Source organism: Actinomadura harenae, assembly GCF_003696215.1.
Taxonomy (GTDB): domain Bacteria; phylum Actinomycetota; class Actinomycetes; order Streptosporangiales; family Streptosporangiaceae; genus Spirillospora; species Spirillospora harenae.
In genome coordinates this window covers 12,954-33,588 of sequence record NZ_RFFG01000073.1, presented here as the reverse complement: position 1 = coordinate 33,588, position 20,635 = coordinate 12,954, and the positions used below count along the sequence as shown (strand labels likewise).

Genomic DNA, 20,635 nt, shown 5'->3' with positions numbered 1-20,635 from the left:
CCCGAGATCGATCCTTGCACGGTACTCGGGTCGCCCGCCACATCCCGCCCCTACGGGCGGAACGGTCAGGATTGAGGGGCCTCGGGCGGGGTCTTCTCACCGAGGGTGGCTCCGGCGCAGGCGGCCATGACGCAGACGATCGCCAGCCACTGCAGGCCGGACAGGACCTCGCCGAGCAGGACGACGCCGACCAGCGCGGCGACGGCCGGCTCGAGGCTCATCAGGATCCCGAACACGCGGGCCGGCATGCGGCGCAGCGCCTCCAGCTCCAGCGAGTAGGGGATCACCGACGACATCAGGCCGACGCCCAGGCCGAGCAGCAGCAGCCGCGGGTCGAGCAGCCTGTCGCCGCCCGTGGCGACGCCGACCGGGAGCATCGCCGCGGTCGCCACGACGCTGGCGAGGGCGAGGCCGGTGGAGCCGGAGAACCGGCGTCCGGTGGCGGCGCTCAGCAGGATGTACAGGGCCCAGCCGACGCCCGCGAGCAGCGCGAACCCGACGCCGACGAGGTCGGTGGCGCTGCCGCCGCCCCGGGCCAGGAGCAGGACGCCGCCCGCGGCCAGGGCCGTCCACAGCAGGTCGCGCGGACGGCGGGACGCGAACACCGCGACCGCGAGCGGCCCGAGGAACTCGATCGTGACCGCGACGCCCAGCGGGATCCGGGAGAACGACTCGTAGATCGCGAAGTTCATCAGCGCGAGCGTCAGGCCGAAGCCCGCCGCGACGGCCAGGCTGCGCCGCGAGTGGTCGCGCAGGACCGTCCGCAGCGCCTTGCGGGCCACGAACGCCAGGACGGCCGCGGACGTGACCAGCCGCAGCAGGACGAGCGCGGCGGGCGGCAGCTCCCCGAACAGGTGCTTGGCGATGCCCGCCCCGACCTGCAGCGACAGGATGCCGAGCAGGATCAGCGCGGGCGGCGGGACGGCGCCCAGCGAGAACCGGGCGGCGCGGCTCGCGCCACCCGCCGCGGCGGCGGCCGAACCGGGGGCGTCGGCGAGGGCCACGGACCTACTCCCAGCGGAAGAATCGGGCGGCGAGGGCGAGACCGGCGACGGCCCACACCGCGAGGACGAGCAGGGGCTTTCCGGGCAGCGTCGCGCCGTGCTGGAGGACCTGGCGCAGCCCGTCGGCGAGCGCGGAGATCGGCAGCAGCTCCAGAACGGACCGGACCCCCTCCGGGAACTTGGTCAGCGGGAACACCACCCCGCCGACGGCCAGCAGCAGGATGTAGACCAGGTTCGCGGCGGCGAGGGTCGCCTCGGCGCGCAGCGTCCCGGCCATGAGCAGGCCGAACCCGCTGAACGCGGCGGTGCCGAGCAGCAGCAGGACGGCCACGGAGAACGGGTCGCCGTGCGGGTGCCAGCCGAGCGCGAGCGCGACCGCGCCGATCACGACGTCCTGGAGGACCTCCACCAGGACGACGGTGAGGGTCTTGGCGCCGATCAGCCCGGCCCGCGGCAGCGGCGTCGCGCCGAGCCGCTTCAGGACGCCGTAGCGGCGCTCGAAGCCGGTGCCGATGGCCTGCCCGGTGAACGCGGTCGACATGACGGCGAGCGCGAGGATGCCGGGGGCGAGGAAGTCCACGCGGCGGCCCGTCCCGAGGTCGAGCAGGGACGTCGCGGAGAACAGCGTCAGCAGGACGACCGGGATGATCAGTGTCAGCAGCAGCTGCTCGCCGTTGCGCAGCGTCGCGCGCAGCTCGTAGCCGGTCTGCGCGGCGATCATCCGGGGCAGCGGGACGGCGCCCGGCGCGGGCGCCAGGTCGAGCCGCCCGGCGGCGCCGGTCTCGGCTGGGGTGGTCACGAGCGCAGCTCCCGTCCGGTCAGTTCCAGGAAGACGTCCTCGAGGGTGCGGCGCTCGATCCGCAGGTCCTCGGCGAGGACGCCGTGCGAGGCGCACCACGCGGTCACGGTCGCCAGCAGCTCAGGCCTGACGTCGCCCTCGACGAGGTAGTGCCCGGCGGGCGACTCCTTGGCGGCGCTGCCGACGGGGAGCGCGGCGAGCAGCTCGTCCAGGCCGAGGCCGGGACGGGCGCGGAAGCGCAGCTGCCGCTCGGCGCCGGTCAGCTCGGCGGGGGAGCCCTGCGCGACGACCCGGCCGTGGTCGACGATCACCACGTGGTCGGCGAGGCGCTCGGCCTCCTCCATGTAGTGCGTGGTCAGCACCACCGACACCCCGGCGTCGCGGAGCCCGGCGACCAGGTCCCAGGTCGCGTGCCGGGCCTGCGGGTCGAGGCCGGTGGTCGGCTCGTCCAGGAAGACCAGCTCGGGGCGGCCGACGAGGGCGACGGCCAGCGACAGGCGCTGCTGCTGCCCACCGGACAGCCGCCGGTACGGGGTGCGGGCGTGCTCGGTGAGGCCGAGCCGCTCGAGCAGGGCGCCCGGGTCGAGCGGCTCGGTGTGGAACGCGGCGACGAGCCGGAGGAACTCGCCGGCCTTCGCGGTGCCGGGGACGCCGCCGGACTGCGGCATCACCCCGACGCGCGGTTTGAGCGCCCTGGCGTCCGCGACCGGGTCGAGGCCGAGGACGCGGACGGTGCCGGAGTCGGCGCGGCGGAAGCCCTCGCAGATCTCGATCGTGGTGGTCTTGCCCGCGCCGTTCGGGCCGAGCAGCGCGGTGATCTCGCCGCGCGCGGCCCCGAAGGACGCCCCGTCCACGGCGGTCTTCGCGCCGTACCGCTTGACCAGCCCGTCGAGCAGGACAGCGCTACCGGATGAGGTGGTGTCGTCTCCGGGGGGTGCCATGTCCCGAGTTTATGACCGGCCCTTCCGCGCTCCGGCCCGGGATGCCCTCGGGGCGCGGTGACGGTCGCCACGTCCGTGTCCGACGCCGGTTCCGAGGCTCTTCGCGGGGACTGCGCGGGGACGGGACGTGATCGCCGCCACCCCGTCGAGGCGGTCCTTGTGATCCGGGACGCATGCGGGGGAAAGTCCCGACAAAGCTTCGGTGATGGGACGTCCCGTCGGCGTGGGGACGGCCGGGGGCGGTGGCAGCGTGGCCGTCATGGCCGCTCAACTGCGCGCACTGCGCAACCGCATCCGCTCGGTGAAGTCCACGGCGAAGATCACCCGGGCACAGGAACTGATCGCCGCCGCCCGGATCTCTCAGGCGCAGCTGCGGCTCTTCCAGGCCATGCCGTACGCGCGGCAGGTGACCCGGGCGGTCGAGGCGCTGATCAGCCACCACGTCCAGATGGACCACGCGCTGCTGAACGAGGACCCGGACACCTCGCGGGTCGCGCTGCTGGTGCTGAGCAGCGACCGCGGCTTCTGCGGCGCGTTCAACAACAACGCGATCAAGCAGGGCGAGGCCCTGATGGCGAACCTGCGGGAGCGGGGCAGCGAGCCCGTCCTGTACGTCGCCGGGCAGCGCGGCATCGACCACTTCCGGTTCAAGGACGTGCCGGTCGAGCGGTCCTGGCACGGCGACTCGGGACGGCCCGACTACGCGACGACCGCCGAGATCGGGCAGACGCTGCTGGAGGCGTTCGACCGTCCGACCAAGGACGGCGGCGTCGGCGGCGTCCATGTCGTCTACAACGAGTTCGTGTCGATGCTGTCGCAGAAGGTCAACGTCCGGCGGATCCTGCCGCTCGAGGTCGAGGAGGTGGAGGAGGGCGAGGTCGAGCTGGGGGCGGCGTCCGCCTACGAGTTCGAGCCGGACCCGCTCCTGCTGCTGGACGGCCTGCTCCGCCAGTACGTTAACGGCCGCCTGTGGCACATGCGGCTGGAGTCCGCCGCGGCCGAGCACGCCGCGCGGCGGGCCGCGATGATGGCCGCGACCGACAACGCCCACGACCTGATCGAGTCGCTCACCCGGCAGGCGAACGAGGCCCGCCAGGAGGAGATCACGATGGAGATCAGCGAGATCGTCGCCGGTGCGAACGCGCTGAGCGGCTCCCGGGGCGACTGACCCGCCGCGTCCCGCGCCCGCCCGCGTCACGGCGGGGGCGAAGGTAAAGTCTGCGCCAAAAACTGGACACAAAGCCCAAAAGCGGCTAAAACCGACCCTCAACCGGGAAGTGCGGCGAACAGGGGGACGGGACCAGATGGCGCTGACGGCGGGTGAGCACAGGACGCTGACGGAGATCGCGCGACGACTGACCAGCGACGACCCCGAGTTCGGCCGCCGCCTCTCGGCGTTCGGCGGCTACGAGACCAGCGCCCTCGGCCTCCCGTCGCGCTGGACGCTCGTCCCGGTGGCCCTGGTCGGCGCGCTGCTCGTCGGCGCGTTCCTGGTCGTCTCGGTCATGACCTCGGGCGCGGGGGCCGAGGGTGGTATCGACGGCGCGGACGCCCCCGCCGGGGCGACGGTGGCCTGCGCCGGGCGCCCCGCCCAGGCGCTCGCCGGGAACTGTCGCGGCTGACCTCCCGGAGCCTTCTCCGAGCTTTTACGGGCAACGCCCCGGCCGATGTGAAATCGGCCGGGGCGTTGCCATTTATCTGGCGAATATGAGAGCCGTGAGTGGCCTCCGTCACCACCCGCCGCCGACGCCTATGCAGCGTGATCCACGGGCATCGTCCGGGACGCAAAGAGCGGTAAAAGAAGACGCCCCGATCCATCGACGATGAGAGCCGGAATCTCACCGAACACCCACACGTACGGGGGTTCACCGGCCAGGACGTGCCAAGTGCGGGTCATGTGCGACCCTTCGCGCGGTAAACGTGAAAAGCCTCTGACGCCGCTCGCATTTCGGGCGTACTAGCGTCTTGATCGTTCGCGAGTTTTCGTGAACCCGCCCAGGGGTAATTCCCCGCATGTCGCATGATCCTCGATGCGGCTGGCGAAATCGGATCGGTCGAGGGGGCTCTGATATGAGCGATCGTGCGACACCGTCGACGCCGTCGACGGCATCGGCCTGGGAGGCGGCCGAACTCGGCAAGGCCGGGGAACCGCATCCGGCCCAGGCGCTCGGTGAGGCCGGGAAGCTCGGTCTCCCGCAGTCCACCGCCCTGGTCGTCGGCAACATCGTCGGCACCGGCATCTTCCTTCTGCCCGCGTCACTCGCGGCGATCGGGACGATCAGCTTCCCGGTCATGATCGCCACCACCATCGGGGCGGTCGCGCTCGCGCTGGTCTTCGGCAAGCTCGGCGCGCGCATCCCGGCGTCCGGAGGGCCCTACGCCTACGCGCGCAGCGCGTTCGGCGAGTTCATGGGCTTCTGGAGCGCCTGGTCCTTCTGGCTCACCGCCTGGGGCGGCAACGCGGGCATCGCGGTCGCCTGGGTCGGCTACGTCAACCACTTCCTGCACTGGGACAACACCGCCGGGCAGATCGCGATCGGCCTGGTCGGCATCTGGATCCCGGCGCTGATCAACCTGACCGGCGTGAAGAACATCGGGATCTTCCAGACGGTCACCACGGTCCTGAAGTTCGTCCCGCTGATCTTCGTCGGCATCGTCGGGCTGTTCTTCCTGAAGTCCGCCAACTTCGGGCCGTTCAACGCCAGCGGCGGCTCGCTGTGGAGCGCGATCTCGCTCTCCCTCGGCCTGATCCTGTTCATCTACTCCGGGATGGAGTCGGTGACGATCGTCGCCGAGCGGATCAAGAACCCCGAGCGGAACGTCGGCAAGGCCAGCGTCTACGGTGTCCTGGCCTGTGGCGTGATGTACCTGCTCGCGACCCTCGCCGTCTTCGGCACCGTCCCGCACGACCAGCTGCAGAACTCCACCGCCCCGTTCGCGGACTCCCTGAACAACATGTTCGGCGGCTCCATGTGGGGCAACGTGATGGCGGTCTGCGCGATCATCTCCGGCATCGGCGCCCTGAACGGCTGGACGATGCTGGTCGCCGAGATGCCCATGGCCGCGGCCCGCGACGGCATGTTCCCCAAGTCGTTCGCCAAGCTGTCCAAGCGCGAGGCCCCGGTCGTCGGCATCCTCGTCGGGACCGGCCTGACCACCCTGATGCTGCTGTTCGCCTACGCGTCAGAGAACACCTTCAACACGATCCTGCTCTTCGCGTCCTTCACCACCGCGATCCCCTACTTCTTCTCCGCGGCGGCCCAGCTGTTCTGGCTGGTCACCGGCGGACGCGAGGTCAACAAGGTGCGGATGGCCAAGGACATGACGGTCACGATCATCGCGCTGGTCTTCTCCTTCGCCATCGTCTACAGCTCCGGTGAGCAGGCCGTCATGCTCGGCATCCTCGCGATGCTGATCGGAGTCGTCGTCTACATCTGGACCAAGGCCCGGCGCGGCGAGTACGGCCCGCGGCGCGAGGTCGTGGCGACCACCCCCGCACCGTCCGGTCCCTCCGGAGGAAGCGGAGGGGACGCCGGAGGAGGCACCGCCACCGGATCCGGACCGGGCGGTTGAGCCCGGCGGTGGCCGGCGCCCGCCGGCCGCCCCGCTCCCGCCGCCGAACACCTGAACTTCCACCACTCAGCAAGTCAGCAAGTCAGCAAGGAGGCTGAACCATGTCCTTCCACGTCGATTCCGAGGTCGGCAAGCTGCGCCAGGTGCTGGTGCACCGCCCGGAGCTGTCGCTGAAGCGGCTCACCCCGTCCAACGCCGCGGACCTGCTGTTCGACGACGTCCTCTGGGTGCAGCGCGCGGGGGAGGAGCACGAGGAGTTCCAGAAGGTGCTGCGCTCCCGCGGCATCAAGGTCCACCTGCTGCTCGACCTGCTGCGCGAGACGATCGAGATCCCCGAGGCCAAGAAGCACATCCTCGACTACGTGATCGACCCGCACTGGTTCGGCCCGCTGGCCACCGACGGGATCCGGAACGCCTTCGACGCGATGGACCTGCGTGAGCTCGGCTCGTTCCTCATCGGCGGCATCACCAAGCGGGAACTGCTGGAGCGCATGGACGACATCAAGTCGATCGCGTTCCACGCCATCCAGCTGGACGACTTCATCCTGCCGCCGCTGCCGAACCACCTGTTCACCCGTGACACCTCCTGCTGGGTCTACGACGGCGTGTCCATCAACGCCATGAAGAAGAAGGCCCGGATGCGCGAGACGGTGAACATGGAGGCCATCTACAAGTGGCACCCGCTGTTCGCCGACGGCTACAACAAGCCGGACGTGGGCGGGTTCAACGTCTGGAACGAGGGCACCCCGATGGCCCCCGCCACGATCGAGGGCGGCGACGTCCTGGTCATCGGCAAGGGCTCGGTGCTGATCGGCATGAGCGAGCGGACGCAGCCGCAGGCCGTCGAGATGCTGGCCAAGTCCCTGTTCGCGCAGGGGTCCGCCAAGAAGATCGTCGCCCTCCAGATGCCGCAGAAGCGCGCCTTCATGCACCTGGACACCGTCATGACGATGGTCGACCAGGGCGTGTTCACCAAGTACGCCGGGATGGGGATGCTCCCGTCGTACACCGTCGAGCCCGGCGACACCGAGAAGGAGCTCAAGGTCACCGACCACAAGGCCGAGGACATGCACAAGGCCATCGGCAGGGCCCTGGACATGGACGAGATCAAGGTGCTCACGCCCCACCAGGACGTGTTCGCCGCCGAGCGCGAGCAGTGGGACGACGGCTCCAACGTCCTCGCGATCGAGCCCGGCGTGGTCGTCGCCTACGAGCGCAACACCACCACCAACAACTACCTCACCAAGAACGGCATCGAGGTGATCACCATCCGGGGCAGCGAGCTCGGCCGCGGCCGCGGCGGACCCCGCTGCATGAGCTGCCCGATGGAGCGCGACGCCTGACGCGCCCGACCTGACCGAACCATCCGCATCACCGGACCGTCCGCCCGTGTGCCCGCGCCTCGCCCGGCGCGGGCACCCCGCCCGGCCGAACCGGCGACCGGCACCTCGCCCGCACCTCGTCCGCACCTCGCCCGAACGGAGACACCGACACCATGGGTTACAACCTGTACGGCCGCAGCTTCCTCAAGGAGCTGGACTTCACCCCCAAGGAGTGGAAGTACCTGCTCGACCTGTCCGCCGACCTCAAGGTGGCCAAGCGCAGCGGCGCCGAGGAGCCCCGCCTCAAGCGCAAGAACATCGCGCTGATCTTCGAGAAGACCTCCACCCGCACCCGCTGCGCGTTCGAGGTCGCCGCCTACGACCAGGGCGCGCACGTCACCTACCTGCCGCCGTCCGGCTCGCAGATGGGCCACAAGGAGTCGGCCAAGGACACCGCCCGCGTCCTCGGCCGCATGTACGACGGCATCGAGTACCGCGGCAACAGCCAGAAGACCGTCGAGGAGCTGGCCGAGTACTCCGGCGTCCCCGTCTGGAACGGCCTGACCGACGAGTGGCACCCGACCCAGATGCTCGCCGACCAGCTCACCATGTTCGAGCACGGCAACGGACGTCCGCTCAACTCGATGTCCTACGCCTACCTCGGCGACGCCCGCAACAACATGGCGCACTCCTACATCACCGCGGGCGCGCTGTCCGGGATGGACGTCCGGATCGCCGCGCCGAAGAGCCTCTGGCCCGAACAGGACGTGGCCGTCAAGCCCGCGCAGGAGATCAACGCCCGGACCGGCGGCAAGCTCCTCATCACCGAGGACGCGCGGGAGGCCGTGCACGGCGTCGACTTCGTCGTCACCGACGTGTGGGTGTCGATGGGCGAGCCCAAGGAGATCTGGGACGAGCGCATCAAGCTGCTCAAGCCGTACCAGGTCAACGCCGAGATCATGAAGGCGACCGGCAACCCCAACGTGAAGTTCATGCACTGCCTGCCCGCCTTCCACAACCGCGAGACGACGGTCGGCGAGGACATCTACCGCAAGACCGGCCTGGACGCGCTGGAGGTGACCGAGGAGGTGTTCGAGTCCGAGGCGTCCATCGTCTTCGACGAGGCGGAGAACCGCCTGCACACCATCAAGGCCGTCATGGTCGCGACGCTCGGCTGACCACTCCTTCGACCCCTTCGACCTTCGAATCAGAGGACACCATGAGAGTCGTCGTCGCCCTCGGGGGCAACGCCCTGATGCAACGCGGGGACAAGCCCGACGCCGAGACCCAGCGCGCCAACGTCCAGACCGCGGTGAAGTCGCTCGCGCCGCTCGCCGAGAACCACGAGCTGATCATCACGCACGGCAACGGGCCGCAGGTCGGCGTGCTGGCGCTGGAGAGCATCAACGACCCGAACCTCACCCGCCCCTACCCGCTGGACACCATCGGCGCCGAGACCCAGGGCATGATCGGCTACTGGATGCTCCAGGCGCTGCAGAACGCGCTGCCCGGACGCCAGGTGCTGTCGCTGGTCAACCAGACCCTGGTGTCGGCGGTGGACCCGGCCTTCGACGATCCGACCAAGTTCGTCGGGCAGGTCTACGCGAAGGACGAGGCCGAGAAGTTCGCCAAGGAGTACGGCTGGACGGTCAAGCCGGACGGCGACTACTGGCGGCGCGTGGTGCCGTCCCCGACCCCGCAGCGGGTGATCGAGACCCGGCTGATCCGCCAGGCCGTCCGCACCGGGACGGTCGTGGTCTGCGCGGGCGGCGGCGGCATCCCGGTGATCCGCAACGACGTCGGCCAGCTCGAGGGCGTCGAGGCGGTCATCGACAAGGACCTCACCGCCGCGATGCTCGCCGAGACGCTCGAGGCCGACGCCTTCCTCATCCTCACCGACGTGCCGAACGTGGTCCGCGGCTTCGGCACGCCGGGCGCCGAGCCGATCGCGCACACCACGCCGTTCGAGCTGCGCTCGGAGGAGTTCCCGGCGGGATCCATGGGACCCAAGATCGACGCGGTCTGCGGGTTCGTGGAGAAGACCGGCGACATGGCCGCGATCGGCAAGCTCGACCAGTGCATGGAGATCCTGGAGGGCACGGCGGGCACCATCGTCACGCCGAACGCCACCTGGCCCCTGGCCAGCACTTTGTGACCAAGAGTATATGATCAACGACATAGGGTGACCGGTCCGGGACGGGCGGACCGGGCGCCCTCCCGTCGTAGCGGCGTTCAGCTGCACCGGCATTCAGCGGCCTCACCGGCTCCCGATCGAAGGCAGGGTCCACCGTGGCCACCGCTTCATCAGGCTCCATGCTGCACAACCTGTTCCGGACCAAACCCGTCGACCAGATCGTCGCCGAGGGCGGCCAGGGCGAGCTGAAACGCTCGATGTCCCTGGTCCAGCTCACGATGTTCAGCGTGGGCGCGACCCTCGGCACCGGGATCTTCGTGGTGCTCGGCGAGGCGGTGCCGCTCGTCGGGCCCGCCATCGTGCTGTCGTTCATCCTCGCCGCGATCACCGCGCTGTTCTCCGCGCTGTCCTACGCCGAGCTCGCCGGGACGATCCCGGTGTCCGGATCGTCCTACTCCTACACTTACGCGACCATGGGCGAGCTGATCGCCTGGATCAGCGGCTGGTGCCTGCTGCTGGAGTACGCCGTCTCGGTGTCGGCCGTCGCGGTCGGCTGGGGCCAGTACCTGAACGACTTCTTCCGGCAGACGTTCCACTTCACGCTGCCCGAGGCGATCAGCAACCCGCCCGGCTCCGGCGGGTACCTGAACATCCCCGCCATCGTCGTGGTGATGCTGGCGATGCTGCTCCTCCTCCAGGGGGCGTCCGAGTCCGCCACGGTCAACACGGTCATGGTGTTCCTGAAGATCGGCGTCCTGATCTTCTTCTGCGTGGTCGCCTTCACGGCCTTCGACACGGGCAACCTCAAGCCGTTCGCGCCCATGGGCTGGGCCGGGATCCAGGCCGCCGGGTCGAAGGTGTTCTTCTCCTACATCGGCTTCGACGCCGCGTCCACGGCCGGTGAGGAGGCCAAGAACCCGCGGCGCGACCTGCCGCTCGCCATCATCGGCTCGCTCGTCATCGTCACCGTCGTCTACGTCGCGGTCGGCCTCGCCGCCGTCGGCGCCATGCCCTGGACGGAGTTCAAGGCGGGCGAGAGCGAGGCGTCGCTGTCGCTCGTCCTGGAACGCGCCACGGGCCTGTCCTGGCCGTCCGCCGTGCTGTCGTTCGGCGCCGTCATCGCCATCGCCAGCGTCGTGCTGTCGGTCATGTACGGCCAGACCCGCATCCTGTTCGCGATGTCCCGCGACGGCCTGGTGCCGCGGGTGTTCCAGCGGGTCAGCGCGAACCGCCGGGTGCCGGTCGCCAACACCCTGATCGTCTCGGGGTTCATCGCGCTGCTCGCCGCCGTCGTCCCGCTCGGCCACCTCGCGGACGCCACCAGCATCGGCACCCTGTTCGCGTTCGGCCTGGTCAACATCGGCGTGATCGTGCTCCGCCGGTCCCGGCCCGACCTGAACCGCAGCTTCCGCACCCCGCTGTACCCGATCACCCCGATCCTCGGCGTCCTGTTCTGCGCCGCGCTGATCTTCACCCTGGACCATGTGACCCAGCAGATCTTCCTGATCTGGATGGCCGTCGGCCTCGTTGTCTACTTCGCCTACAGCCGCCGCCATTCGCTGCTCGGACGGCAGGGCACCGGGCCGTCACCGACCCAGAAGGGGGCGTCATGAGCGACGCCACGTCCGCGGCGAAACCGTCCGCCAAGTCCGCCAGGAACGGGAACGGGAACGGGAAGGGCAACGGGAACGGGCTTGACCGGCGCGTCCTGGTCGGCTACTCGCCCGACGACCGCGGCGACGACGCGCTCGCGCTCGGCTCGCTGGCCGCCCGCACCCTCGGCGCGCCCCTGGTCGTCGCCAACGTCCACCCGCCCGCCTGGCCCGCCCGCGGCCCCGGCTCCGTGGACGCCGAGTGGCTCGCCTACCTGCGCGAGCAGTCCGCCGCCGCGTGCGCCCAGGCCGCCGAGCGGCTCGCCGAGATGAAGCACCCCAAGCGCGGCGTCACCTACAAGGTCCACGCCCACCGGGGCAGCGGACGCGGCCTGGTCGAGATCGCCGAGGAGGTCGGCGCGACCCTGATCGTCATCGGGTCCGGGCCGCGCGGACGCCGCGACCGCGTCGCCATCGGCAGCACCGCCGACCAGCTCCTGCACGGCTCGCCCGTCCCGGTCCTGCTCGCCCCGCGCGGCTACGCCGAGGACGCCCCGGGCCGGTTCCAGCGGCTCAGCCTCGCCTACTACCGTCGCCGGGACGTCCAGGCCACGATGGACCTGATCGCGTCGTTCTCCCTCGAACTCGACGTGCCCGTCCGGCTGGTCACGCTCGTGCTGCGCCCGTCCGGCCTGCCCGCCCGCTTCCTCGGCGCGGACGACGTCGTCCAGCGCCAGTTCGACCAGGCGGAGAAGGACCTGGCCCACGCCCGCGACGCCCTCGCCGAACGCGGCGTCCAGGACGTCGAGACCGAGGCCGTCCAGGGCACCCACGTCCACAAGGCCCTGGGCGCCGTCGACATGCTGCCGGGCGAGCTGCTCGCCACCATGTCCAGCCGCGAGGGCCCGCTGCGCAAGGTGTTCGTGGGGGAGAGCTCGGGCAAGATCGTCCGCTCCTCGGGGGTCCCCGTCCTCGTGCTGCCGCGGGGCTATGCCGGGTAGCGGCGCGGTCGGATCCGGCGGCGCCGCCGTGATGGCGGACGCCGCCTCCGGCGAGCCCCAGCCCCGCCGCGTGCTCGGCCTGCCCGGCGCGACCGCGCTGGTCATGGGCAACGTCATCGGCGTCGGCGTCTTCCAGCTCCCGGCCGCCATCGCCGGCTACGGAACGATCGGCATCGTCGCCTTCGTCGTCGTCTCGATCTGCTCGGTGCTGCTCGCCGTCGTGTTCGGCTGGCTCGCCCGGCGGCTGCCGCACACCGGCGGTCCGTACGTCTACGCCCGCGACGCCTTCGGTGAGCTGACCGGGTTCCTCACCGCCTGGTCCTACTGGATCACGTCCTGGGCCAGCAACGGCGCGCTCGTCGTCGCCTGGGCGGGCTACGTGAACGTGCTCGTCCCGCTGCACGGCAAGGGCCCGAACCTGGTGGTCACCATCGGCGCGCTCTGGCTGGCCGTGCTCGCCAACCTCGCCGGGGTCCGCGGGGCGGGCGTGATCGCGGTGGTCACCACCGTCCTGAAGTTCGTCCCGCTCGTGCTGGTCGCCTTCATCGGGCTCTTCTTCATCAAGAAGGACAACTTCGGGCCGTTCGTCGCGCACGGCGGCGCGATCGGCTCGCTCTCGGCGGCCGCGGCCGTCCTGATGTTCAGCTTCCTCGGCGTCGAGTCGGCCACCGTGGCCGCCGAGGAGGTCCACGACCCGCGCCGCAACGTCCTGCGCGCCACCGTCGCCGGGACGGTCGCCGCCGCCGTCGTGTACGTCGTCGGCACCATCTCGGTCTTCGGGCTCGTCCCGCACGGGACGCTCGAGCACTCCACGGCCCCCTACGCCGACGCCGCCCACGCCATGATCCCCGGCTGGAGCGGCGCGGACGAGACCATGGCCGCCGCCGCCGTGATCTCCGGAGCCGGGACGCTCGTCGGCTGGACGCTGATCAGCGCCCGGATGCCCTACGCCGCAGCCCGCGACTCCCTGTTCCCGGGGATGTTCCTGCGCCGGAACCGGCGCGGCGTCCCGTGGATCGGCCTGGTCGCCGCCGGGGCGCTCGCGTCGGGGATCACCCTGCTGAACTACACCGGCGGGCTCCAGGCCGCGTTCACCGCGCTCGCGCTGCTCACCACCTTCACCGCCGCCGTCCCCTACGTGTTCTCCGCGGCGGCGCAGCTGCTCTGGCTGCTCACCGACCACGGCCCGGTCGGACGTCCGGAGGCGGCGGTCCGCTTCGCCCGGGACATCGTGGTCTCCGCGATCGCCGTCGCGTTCACGATCTGGCTCGTCGCCGGGGCCGGGTACTCGGCCGTCTACCAGGGCGTCCTGCTGCTGTTCGCGGGGATCCCGGTCTATGTGTTCATGCGCTGGCGGGCCGCGCGGGCGGCGGTCCTGCGGGGCGAGGACGCCGAGAAGTCCCAGATCGAGTAAAAGGCCCGGAAAGCTTGTTAGGTAAGCCTTGCCTGCGTGAGCGAGGGCACCGGCGAACGGTTGATGGCAGGGAAGGAATTACGGCACACTGATGTTGTGAAAAACGTGAGCGAGACGCCGACCAGCGCCGAGGCCGCCCCCGCGCGGTCTGCTGGCGTGCCGTCGGCGCTGCCGAGCGGCGAGCGCGACACCCGTGCGCGCGTGGCCCGGCTCATTCTCGAACACGGCCCGATCACCGCGTCCACTCTGGGGGAGCGGATGGGCCTGACGCCCGCCGCGATCCGCCGGCACCTGGACGCTCTGGTCGCCGAGGGCATGATCGAGGTCCGTCGCGACCGCCGTCCGGCGCATCGCGGCCGCGGCCGCCCGGCCAAATGGTTCGCCATCACCGACGCCGGCCGCAACGCGTTCGTGCACGCCTATGACGACCTGGCCACCAGCGCCCTGCGCTTCCTCGCCGAAACGGCGGGAGAGCGGGCGGTGGCCGAGTTCGCCCGGCGGCAGATCGCCGACCTCGAGCGACGCTACCACCCGGTCGTCCAGGGGGCGCCGCCGCAGCAGCGCGTCCGCCGCCTGGCCGAGGCCCTGTCCGCCGACGGCTACGCCGCCGCCGCGGGCAAGGCACCGCAGCCGGGGGGCGGCGAGCAGCTGTGCCAGCACCACTGCCCGGTCGCGCACGTCGCCGCGGAGTTCCCGCAGCTGTGCGAGGCCGAGACCGAGGCGTTCAGCCGCCTGCTGGGCACCCCCGTCCAGCGGCTGGCCACGATCGCCCACGGCGACGGAATCTGCACCACCCACGTCAGCTCCCGGTCCCTCTGCGAGGCGACCAGGGCCGACGTTCAGAACACCAGTGACGAGGAGACCGGAGGGTCCTCCCTATGACTACGGCTGCCCACCCCGAGCTGGAAGGGCTCGACAGGTACAAATTCGGCTGGGCCGACCCCGACGCGGCCGGCGCTTCGGCGCGTCGTGGCCTGAACGAGGACGTCGTTCGCGACATCTCGGCCAAGAAGAGCGAGCCCGACTGGATGCTCGACCTCCGGCTGAAGGGGCTGCGGCTGTTCGACAAGAAGCCCATGCCCGGCTGGGGTTCGGACCTGTCCGAGATCGACTTCGACAACATCAAGTACTTCGTCCGCTCCACCGAGAAGCAGGCCGCTTCCTGGGAGGAGCTCCCCGAGGACATCAAGAACACCTACGACAAGCTCGGCATCCCGGAGGCGGAGAAGCAGCGCCTCATCGCGGGCGTCGCCGCGCAGTACGAGTCGGAGGTCGTCTACCACAAGATCCGCGACGATCTTGAGGAGAAGGGTGTCATCTTCCTCGACACCGACACCGGCCTCAAGGAGCACCCGGAGATCTTCCAGGAGTACTTCGGCTCGGTGATCCCGGTCGGCGACAACAAGTTCGCCGCGCTGAACACCTCGGTCTGGTCGGGCGGATCCTTCATCTACGTCCCCCCGGGCGTCCACGTGGAGATCCCGCTCCAGGCCTACTTCCGGATCAACACCGAGAACATGGGCCAGTTCGAGCGGACGCTGATCATCGCGGACGAGGGCTCGTACGTGCACTACGTCGAGGGCTGTACCGCGCCGATCTACAAGTCGGACTCGCTGCACTCGGCCGTCGTCGAGATCGTCGTGAAGAAGGACGCCCGCGTCCGCTACACGACCATCCAGAACTGGTCGAACAACGTCTACAACCTGGTCACCAAGCGCGCCGTCGCCTACGAGGGCGCGACCATGGAGTGGATCGACGGCAACATCGGCTCCAAGGTCACCATGAAGTACCCGGCCGTCTACCTGCTGGGCGAGCACGCCAAGGGCGAGACCCTGTCGATCGCCTTCGCCGGCGAGGGCCAGCACCAGGACGCGGGCGCCAAGATGGTGCACGCCGCGCCGAACACCTCGTCCACGATCGTGTCGAAGTCGGTGGCGCGCGGCGGCGGCCGGACGTCCTACCGAGGCCTGGTGCAGATCCAGGAGGGCGCCGAGCACAGCAAGTCCACGGTCAAGTGCGACGCGCTGCTGGTCGACCAGATCTCCCGGTCCGACACCTACCCGTACGTCGACGTCCGCGAGGACGACGTGGAGATGGGCCACGAGGCCACCGTCTCCAAGGTGTCGGAGGAGCAGCTGTTCTACCTGATGAGCCGCGGCCTCACCGAGGACGAGGCGATGGCGATGATCGTGCGCGGGTTCGTCGAGCCGATCGCGCGCGAGCTGCCGATGGAGTACGCGCTCGAGCTGAACCGGCTCATCGAGCTGCAGATGGAAGGAGCCGTCGGCTGATGGGGCTCGACACCAGGCCTCTCTCGACCTTGCACGAGAAGGCGTCCTACGAGGTCGCCGACTTCGAGGTGCCGACCGGCCGCGAGGAGGAGTGGCGGTTCACGCCGCTGCGCCGCCTGAAGGGCCTGCACAACGGCACGGCCGACGCGTCCGGCAAGGTCATCACCGAGGTCGAGGCGCCGTCCGCGATCACGGTCGAGACCGTCGGCCGCGACGACGAGCGCCTCGGCAAGGCCCTCGTGCCCGCCGACCGCGTGAGCGCGCAGGCGTGGACCTCGTTCACCGAGGCCACCGTCGTGACCGTGCCGAAGGAGGTCGAGGCGACCGCCCCGATCGTCATCCGGCGGCACGGCGAGGACGCGTCCGGCGCGGCGTACGGGCACACCACGGTGATCGTGGAGCCGTTCGCCAAGGCGACGGTCGTGCTGACCCACCGCGGCTCGGCGGTCTACGCCGAGAACGTGGAGTTCGTGGTCGGCGACAGCGCCTCGCTGTCGGTCATCAGCCTCCAGGACTGGGACGGCGACGCCGTCCACGTCGCCCGGCAGCACGCGAAGCTGAGCCGGGACGCCCGGTTCACCTCGCACAACATCAGCCTGGGCGGCGACGTGGTGCGGATCTCCCCGTCCATCGAGTACGCCGAGCGCGGCGGCGACGCCGAACTGTACGGCGTGTACTTCGTGGACGGCGGACAGCACCTGGAGCACCGGCTCCTGGTCGACCACACCGTCCCGACCTGCCGCAGCCGCGTGGACTACCGCGGCGCGCTGCAGGACCAGGACGCCCACGCGGTCTGGATCGGCGACGTGATCATCCGTGCCGAGGCCGAGGGCACCGACACCTACGAGCTGAACCGCAACCTCGTCCTCACCGACGGGACGCGGGTCGACTCGGTGCCGAACCTGGAGATCCTGACCGGCGAGGTCGCCGGTGCGGGTCACGCGTCGGCGTCCGGGCGGATGGACGACGAGCACCTGTTCTACCTCCAGGCGCGCGGCATCCCGTTCGACCAGGCCCGGCGCATGGTGGTCCGGGGCTTCCTCGGCCAGCTCGTCGACCGGATCGAGGTCGAGGACGTCCGGGAGAAGGTCTCCGAGGCGATCGAGGCCGAGCTCGACCGGGCTCCCGCCCCCGGGGCGGTGCAGGGCCGATGAGCTTCGTGAAGGTCTGCCCGCTGGCGGAGATCCCCGCGGACGGCGCGCTCGCCGTCGAGGTGGACGACACTCCGGTCGCGGTGGTGCGCAGTGGCGAGGAGGTGTTCGCGGTCAGCGACATCTGCTCGCACGCGGAGGTCTCGCTCTCCGAGGGCGAGATCTACAACGGCACCATCGAGTGCTGGCTGCACGGCTCCTGCTTCGACCTGCGGAGCGGCAAGCCCACCAACCCGCCCGCGACGCAGCCCGTCGCCACCTACAAGGTCAAGGTCGAGGACGGCGACGTCTACGTCTCGCTCGACTCCGAGGACTAGGAAACACTGATCATGGCCACTCTTGAGATCCGCGACCTGCACGTCTCCGTCGGAGCGGGCGAGGACGCGAAGGAGATCCTGCGCGGCGTCGACCTGACCGTGAAGGCGGGCGAGACCCACGCGATCATGGGCCCGAACGGGTCCGGCAAGTCCACGCTCGCCTACGCGATCGCGGGCCACCCGAAGTACACCGTCACCTCCGGCACGGTCACCCTGGACGGCGAGGACGTCCTGGCGATGAGCGTCGACGAGCGGGCCCGCGCGGGCCTGTTCCTGGCGATGCAGTACCCGGTGGAGGTGCCGGGCGTGTCGGTGTCGAACTTCCTGCGCTCGGCGGTCACCGCCGTCCGCGGCGAGGCGCCGAAGCTGCGCGTGTTCGCCAAGGAGAGCAAGGCGGCGATGGACGCGCTGGCCATCGACCCGGCGTTCGCGCAGCGCTCGCTGAACGAGGGCTTCTCCGGCGGCGAGAAGAAGCGGCACGAGATCCTCCAGCTGGAGATGCTCAAGCCGAAGATCGCCGTGCTGGACGAGACCGACTCCGGCCTGGACGTGGACGCCCTGAAGGTCGTCTCCGAGGGCATCAACCGGTTCCACGACGGCGACCCGGAGACCGGCGTCCTGCTGATCACGCACTACACCCGCATCCTGCGGTACGTGAAGCCGGACTTCGTGCACGTGTTCGCCGCCGGCCGGATCGTCGAGCAGGGCGGCCCGGAGCTGGCCGACGTCCTGGAGAACGAGGGCTACGAGAAGTACGTGAAGGCGGGCGCGTCGTCGTGACCCTGCTGCCCGAGGAGATCAAGAAGGACTTCCCCCTCCTCCAGCGGACGGTCCGGGGCGGGAACCCGCTGATCTACCTGGACTCCGGGGCGACCTCGCAGAAGCCCGTCCAGGTGCTGGACGCCGAGCGGGAGTTCTACGAGCGGCACAACGCGGCCGTGCACCGCGGCGCGCACCTGCTCGCCGAGGAGGCGACGGACGCGTTCGAGAGCGCGCGCGAGAAGATCGCGCGGTTCGTCGGGGCGGTGCCGGGCGAGATCGTGTTCACCAAGAACGCGACCGAGGCGATCAACCTGGTGGCGTACGCGATGAGCAACGCCGCCACGTCCGGTCCCGAGGCCGACCGGTTCAGGGTGGGGCCCGGCGACGAGATCCTCGTCACCGAGATGGAGCACCACGCGAACCTCGTCCCCTGGCAGCAGCTCTGCCAGCGGACGGGCGCGACGCTGCGCTGGTTCGGCATCACCGACGAGGGCCGCCTGGACCTCGCCGAGCTCGACACGCTGGTGAACGAGCGGACGAGGCTCGTCGCGCTCACCCACCAGTCGAACGTGCTCGGCACCGTCCCGCCGGTCGAGCTGATCGCCGCGCGGGCCCGCCAGGTCGGCGCGCTGGTCGTGCTGGACGCCGCGCAGTCGGTCCCGCACATGCCCGTGGACGTGGCGACCCTCGGCGCCGACTTCCTGGCCTTCTCGGGCCACAAGATGCTCGGCCCGACCGGGGTCGGCGTGCTCTGGGGCCGCTCCGAGCTGCTCGAGGCGATGCCCCCCTTCATCACCGGCGGCTCGATGATCGAGACCGTCACGATGGAGGGCACGACGTTCATGCCCCCGCCGCAGCGGTTCGAGGCCGGGTCGCCGAACGTGGCCCAGGCCGTGGCGCTCGGCGCGGCGGTCGACTACCTGTCGGACCTCGGCATGGCGAACGTCCACGCGCACGAGGTCGCGCTCACCGGGTACGCGCTGGAGCGGCTCGGCGAGATCGCGGGCGTCCGGGTGATCGGCCCGGGCACCACCGAGGCGCGCGGCGGCGCGGTGTCGTTCACGGTGGACGAGATCCACCCGCACGACGTCGGCCAGGTGCTGGACGAGCTGGGCGTGGAGGTCCGGGTCGGACACCACTGCGCCAAGCCGATCTGCCGCCGGTTCGGCATCCCCGCCACCACCCGGGCGTCGTTCTACGTCCACAACACCCTGGCGGACGTCGACGCGCTGGCCGACGGCGTCCGGCAGGCCCAGAAGTTCTTCGGAACAGCCTGATCCCGCGGGCTGTTGAAGGACGACGAAGGCCCCTCACGAGGAAACGGAAGCCATGCAGCTTGAGGCGATGTACCAGGAGGTCATCCTGGACCATTACCGCAACCCCCTGAACAAGGGGCTGCGGGAGCCGTTCGAGGGCGAGGCGCACCACGTCAACCCCACCTGCGGGGACGAGACGACGGTGCGCGTGCACCTGGACGGCGCGGGCCGGAACGCGGTCGTCGCGGACGTCTCGTACGACGCCATGGGCTGCTCGATCAGTCAGGCCAGCGCGTCGGTCATGACCGATCTGGTCATCGGCAAGTCGGTCAAGGAGGCGATGGGCGTCGGCGAGGAGTTCCTCACGCTGATGCAGTCGCGCGGCCAGGAGGTCGACCTGGACGAGGACGTCCTGGAAGACGCCATCGCCTTCGCCGGGGTGTCGAAGTACCCCGCCCGGATCAAGTGCGCCCTGCTCGCCTGGATGGCGTTCAAGGACGCGACCGCCCGCGCCCTGGGAGAGGCAGCATGAGCGAGAACGTCACAGAGATCGAGACCGAGGCCGTGGAGGCCGTCACGGAGGCCCCGGCCGCGCCGGAGACGGCCGCCGAGGCCGTGAGTGAGCCCGAGACCGCCGAGGCGGCCGGGTCGCGCACTCCCGAGCCGGAGCCCGACGCCACCCCGGACGAGGAGGTCCTGGAGGCCCTCCGCGACGTGGTGGACCCGGAGCTCGGCATCAACGTCGTGGACCTCGGCCTGGTCTACGGGGTGAACATCACCGACGGGGTGGCCACGCTGGACATGACGCTGACCAGCGCCGCGTGCCCGCTCACCGACGTGATCGAGGACCAGGCGCACAGCGCGCTGGCGGACCTGGTCCAGGACGTGAAGATCAACTGGGTCTGGCTGCCGCCGTGGGGCCCGGACAAGATCACCGACGAGGGCCGGGACCAGCTCCGCGCCCTCGGCTTCAACGTCTGAGCCACCCGTCCCGCACCCGGTCCACACCCGTCCCGCGACCCGTCCAGGGCCGTGCCGGACGGGCTCCGGGCGCCTGACCTGAGGCGTTGCCCGAAGG

At 70.5% G+C, this 20,635-nt stretch carries 20 protein-coding genes; 17 read left to right on the top strand and 3 right to left on the bottom strand.

The annotated features are described in order from the left end of the window. Positions 1–65: 65 nt before the first annotated feature. From EBO15_RS30710 to EBO15_RS30700, 3 genes are read right to left on the bottom strand one after another with little or no spacing between them, the layout of a single operon-like run. On the bottom strand, positions 66–1,004 hold the full coding sequence (locus tag EBO15_RS30710; RefSeq protein WP_122197963.1) for an EamA family transporter: 939 nt from the start codon (positions 1,002–1,004) through the stop codon (positions 66–68). A 4-nt stretch (positions 1,005–1,008) separates the two neighbouring features. Continuing rightward, positions 1,009–1,803, bottom strand: coding sequence for an ABC transporter permease (locus EBO15_RS30705; protein ID WP_378238870.1), 795 nt, complete (start codon positions 1,801–1,803; stop codon positions 1,009–1,011). Next, entirely contained in the window at positions 1,800–2,744 is a 945-nt protein-coding gene (locus EBO15_RS30700) for an ABC transporter ATP-binding protein (protein ID WP_122197962.1), read from the bottom strand. Before EBO15_RS30700 ends, EBO15_RS30705 begins: the two co-directional genes overlap by 4 nt. A 259-nt stretch (positions 2,745–3,003) precedes the next feature. Between EBO15_RS30700 and EBO15_RS30695 the strand changes: the two genes are divergently transcribed. The 17 genes from EBO15_RS30695 to EBO15_RS30615 all read left to right on the top strand — a co-directional run bounded on the left by EBO15_RS30695 (position 3,004) and on the right by EBO15_RS30615 (position 20,538). Next, a complete protein-coding gene (locus tag EBO15_RS30695; RefSeq protein ID WP_122197970.1) occupies positions 3,004–3,912 on the top strand; it encodes a F0F1 ATP synthase subunit gamma in 909 nt (302 codons plus the stop codon). 136 nt (positions 3,913–4,048) lie between these two features. Then, positions 4,049–4,366 (top strand): DUF3040 domain-containing protein, encoded by a 318-nt coding sequence (locus EBO15_RS30690; protein WP_122197961.1) that lies wholly within the window; start codon positions 4,049–4,051, stop codon positions 4,364–4,366. Between the two features lie 448 nt (positions 4,367–4,814). Then, entirely contained in the window at positions 4,815–6,317 is a 1,503-nt protein-coding gene (locus EBO15_RS30685; protein ID WP_122197960.1) for an amino acid permease, read from the top strand. Between the two features lie 101 nt (positions 6,318–6,418). Further along, a complete protein-coding gene (locus tag EBO15_RS30680; protein ID WP_122197959.1) occupies positions 6,419–7,660 on the top strand; it encodes an arginine deiminase in 1,242 nt (413 codons plus the stop codon). Between the two features lie 152 nt (positions 7,661–7,812). Then, entirely contained in the window at positions 7,813–8,817 is a 1,005-nt protein-coding gene (argF, locus tag EBO15_RS30675; RefSeq protein WP_122197958.1) for an ornithine carbamoyltransferase, read from the top strand. Positions 8,818–8,858: 41 nt separating this feature from the next. Next, on the top strand, positions 8,859–9,794 hold the full coding sequence (arcC, locus tag EBO15_RS30670; protein ID WP_122197957.1) for a carbamate kinase: 936 nt from the start codon (positions 8,859–8,861) through the stop codon (positions 9,792–9,794). A gap of 158 nt (positions 9,795–9,952) precedes the next feature. After that, positions 9,953–11,386 carry an amino acid permease gene (locus tag EBO15_RS30665; protein WP_122197956.1) on the top strand — a complete coding sequence of 478 codons (1,434 nt, stop codon included), beginning with the start codon at positions 9,953–9,955 and terminating at the stop codon, positions 11,384–11,386. Then, positions 11,383–12,366 (top strand): universal stress protein, encoded by a 984-nt coding sequence (locus EBO15_RS30660; RefSeq protein WP_122197955.1) that lies wholly within the window; start codon positions 11,383–11,385, stop codon positions 12,364–12,366. Before EBO15_RS30665 ends, EBO15_RS30660 begins: the two co-directional genes overlap by 4 nt. Continuing rightward, positions 12,356–13,780 (top strand): APC family permease, encoded by a 1,425-nt coding sequence (locus EBO15_RS30655; RefSeq protein ID WP_199744908.1) that lies wholly within the window; start codon positions 12,356–12,358, stop codon positions 13,778–13,780. Before EBO15_RS30660 ends, EBO15_RS30655 begins: the two co-directional genes overlap by 11 nt. Positions 13,781–13,885: 105 nt before the next feature. Further along, on the top strand, positions 13,886–14,662 hold the full coding sequence (locus EBO15_RS30650) for a helix-turn-helix transcriptional regulator (RefSeq protein ID WP_233616541.1): 777 nt from the start codon (positions 13,886–13,888) through the stop codon (positions 14,660–14,662). Further along, complete coding sequence (gene sufB, locus EBO15_RS30645) at positions 14,659–16,071, top strand: Fe-S cluster assembly protein SufB (protein ID WP_122197953.1); 1,413 nt, start codon at positions 14,659–14,661, stop codon at positions 16,069–16,071. The genes EBO15_RS30650 and sufB overlap by 4 nt, the downstream gene beginning before the upstream one ends. Continuing rightward, a complete protein-coding gene (gene sufD / locus EBO15_RS30640) occupies positions 16,071–17,225 on the top strand; it encodes a Fe-S cluster assembly protein SufD (protein ID WP_122197952.1) in 1,155 nt (384 codons plus the stop codon). The genes sufB and sufD overlap by 1 nt, the downstream gene beginning before the upstream one ends. Next, entirely contained in the window at positions 17,222–17,539 is a 318-nt protein-coding gene (locus EBO15_RS30635; RefSeq protein WP_122197951.1) for a Rieske (2Fe-2S) protein, read from the top strand. The genes sufD and EBO15_RS30635 overlap by 4 nt, the downstream gene beginning before the upstream one ends. A 12-nt stretch (positions 17,540–17,551) precedes the next feature. After that, positions 17,552–18,319 (top strand): Fe-S cluster assembly ATPase SufC, encoded by a 768-nt coding sequence (gene sufC / locus EBO15_RS30630; RefSeq protein WP_122197950.1) that lies wholly within the window; start codon positions 17,552–17,554, stop codon positions 18,317–18,319. Continuing rightward, complete coding sequence (locus EBO15_RS30625; RefSeq protein WP_122197949.1) at positions 18,316–19,578, top strand: cysteine desulfurase; 1,263 nt, start codon at positions 18,316–18,318, stop codon at positions 19,576–19,578. Before sufC ends, EBO15_RS30625 begins: the two co-directional genes overlap by 4 nt. Before the next feature lie 52 nt (positions 19,579–19,630). Further along, on the top strand, positions 19,631–20,089 hold the full coding sequence (gene sufU, locus EBO15_RS30620) for a Fe-S cluster assembly sulfur transfer protein SufU (RefSeq protein WP_122197948.1): 459 nt from the start codon (positions 19,631–19,633) through the stop codon (positions 20,087–20,089). Then, complete coding sequence (locus EBO15_RS30615; protein ID WP_122197947.1) at positions 20,086–20,538, top strand: metal-sulfur cluster assembly factor; 453 nt, start codon at positions 20,086–20,088, stop codon at positions 20,536–20,538. Before sufU ends, EBO15_RS30615 begins: the two co-directional genes overlap by 4 nt. The last annotated feature ends 97 nt before the right edge of the window (positions 20,539–20,635 follow it).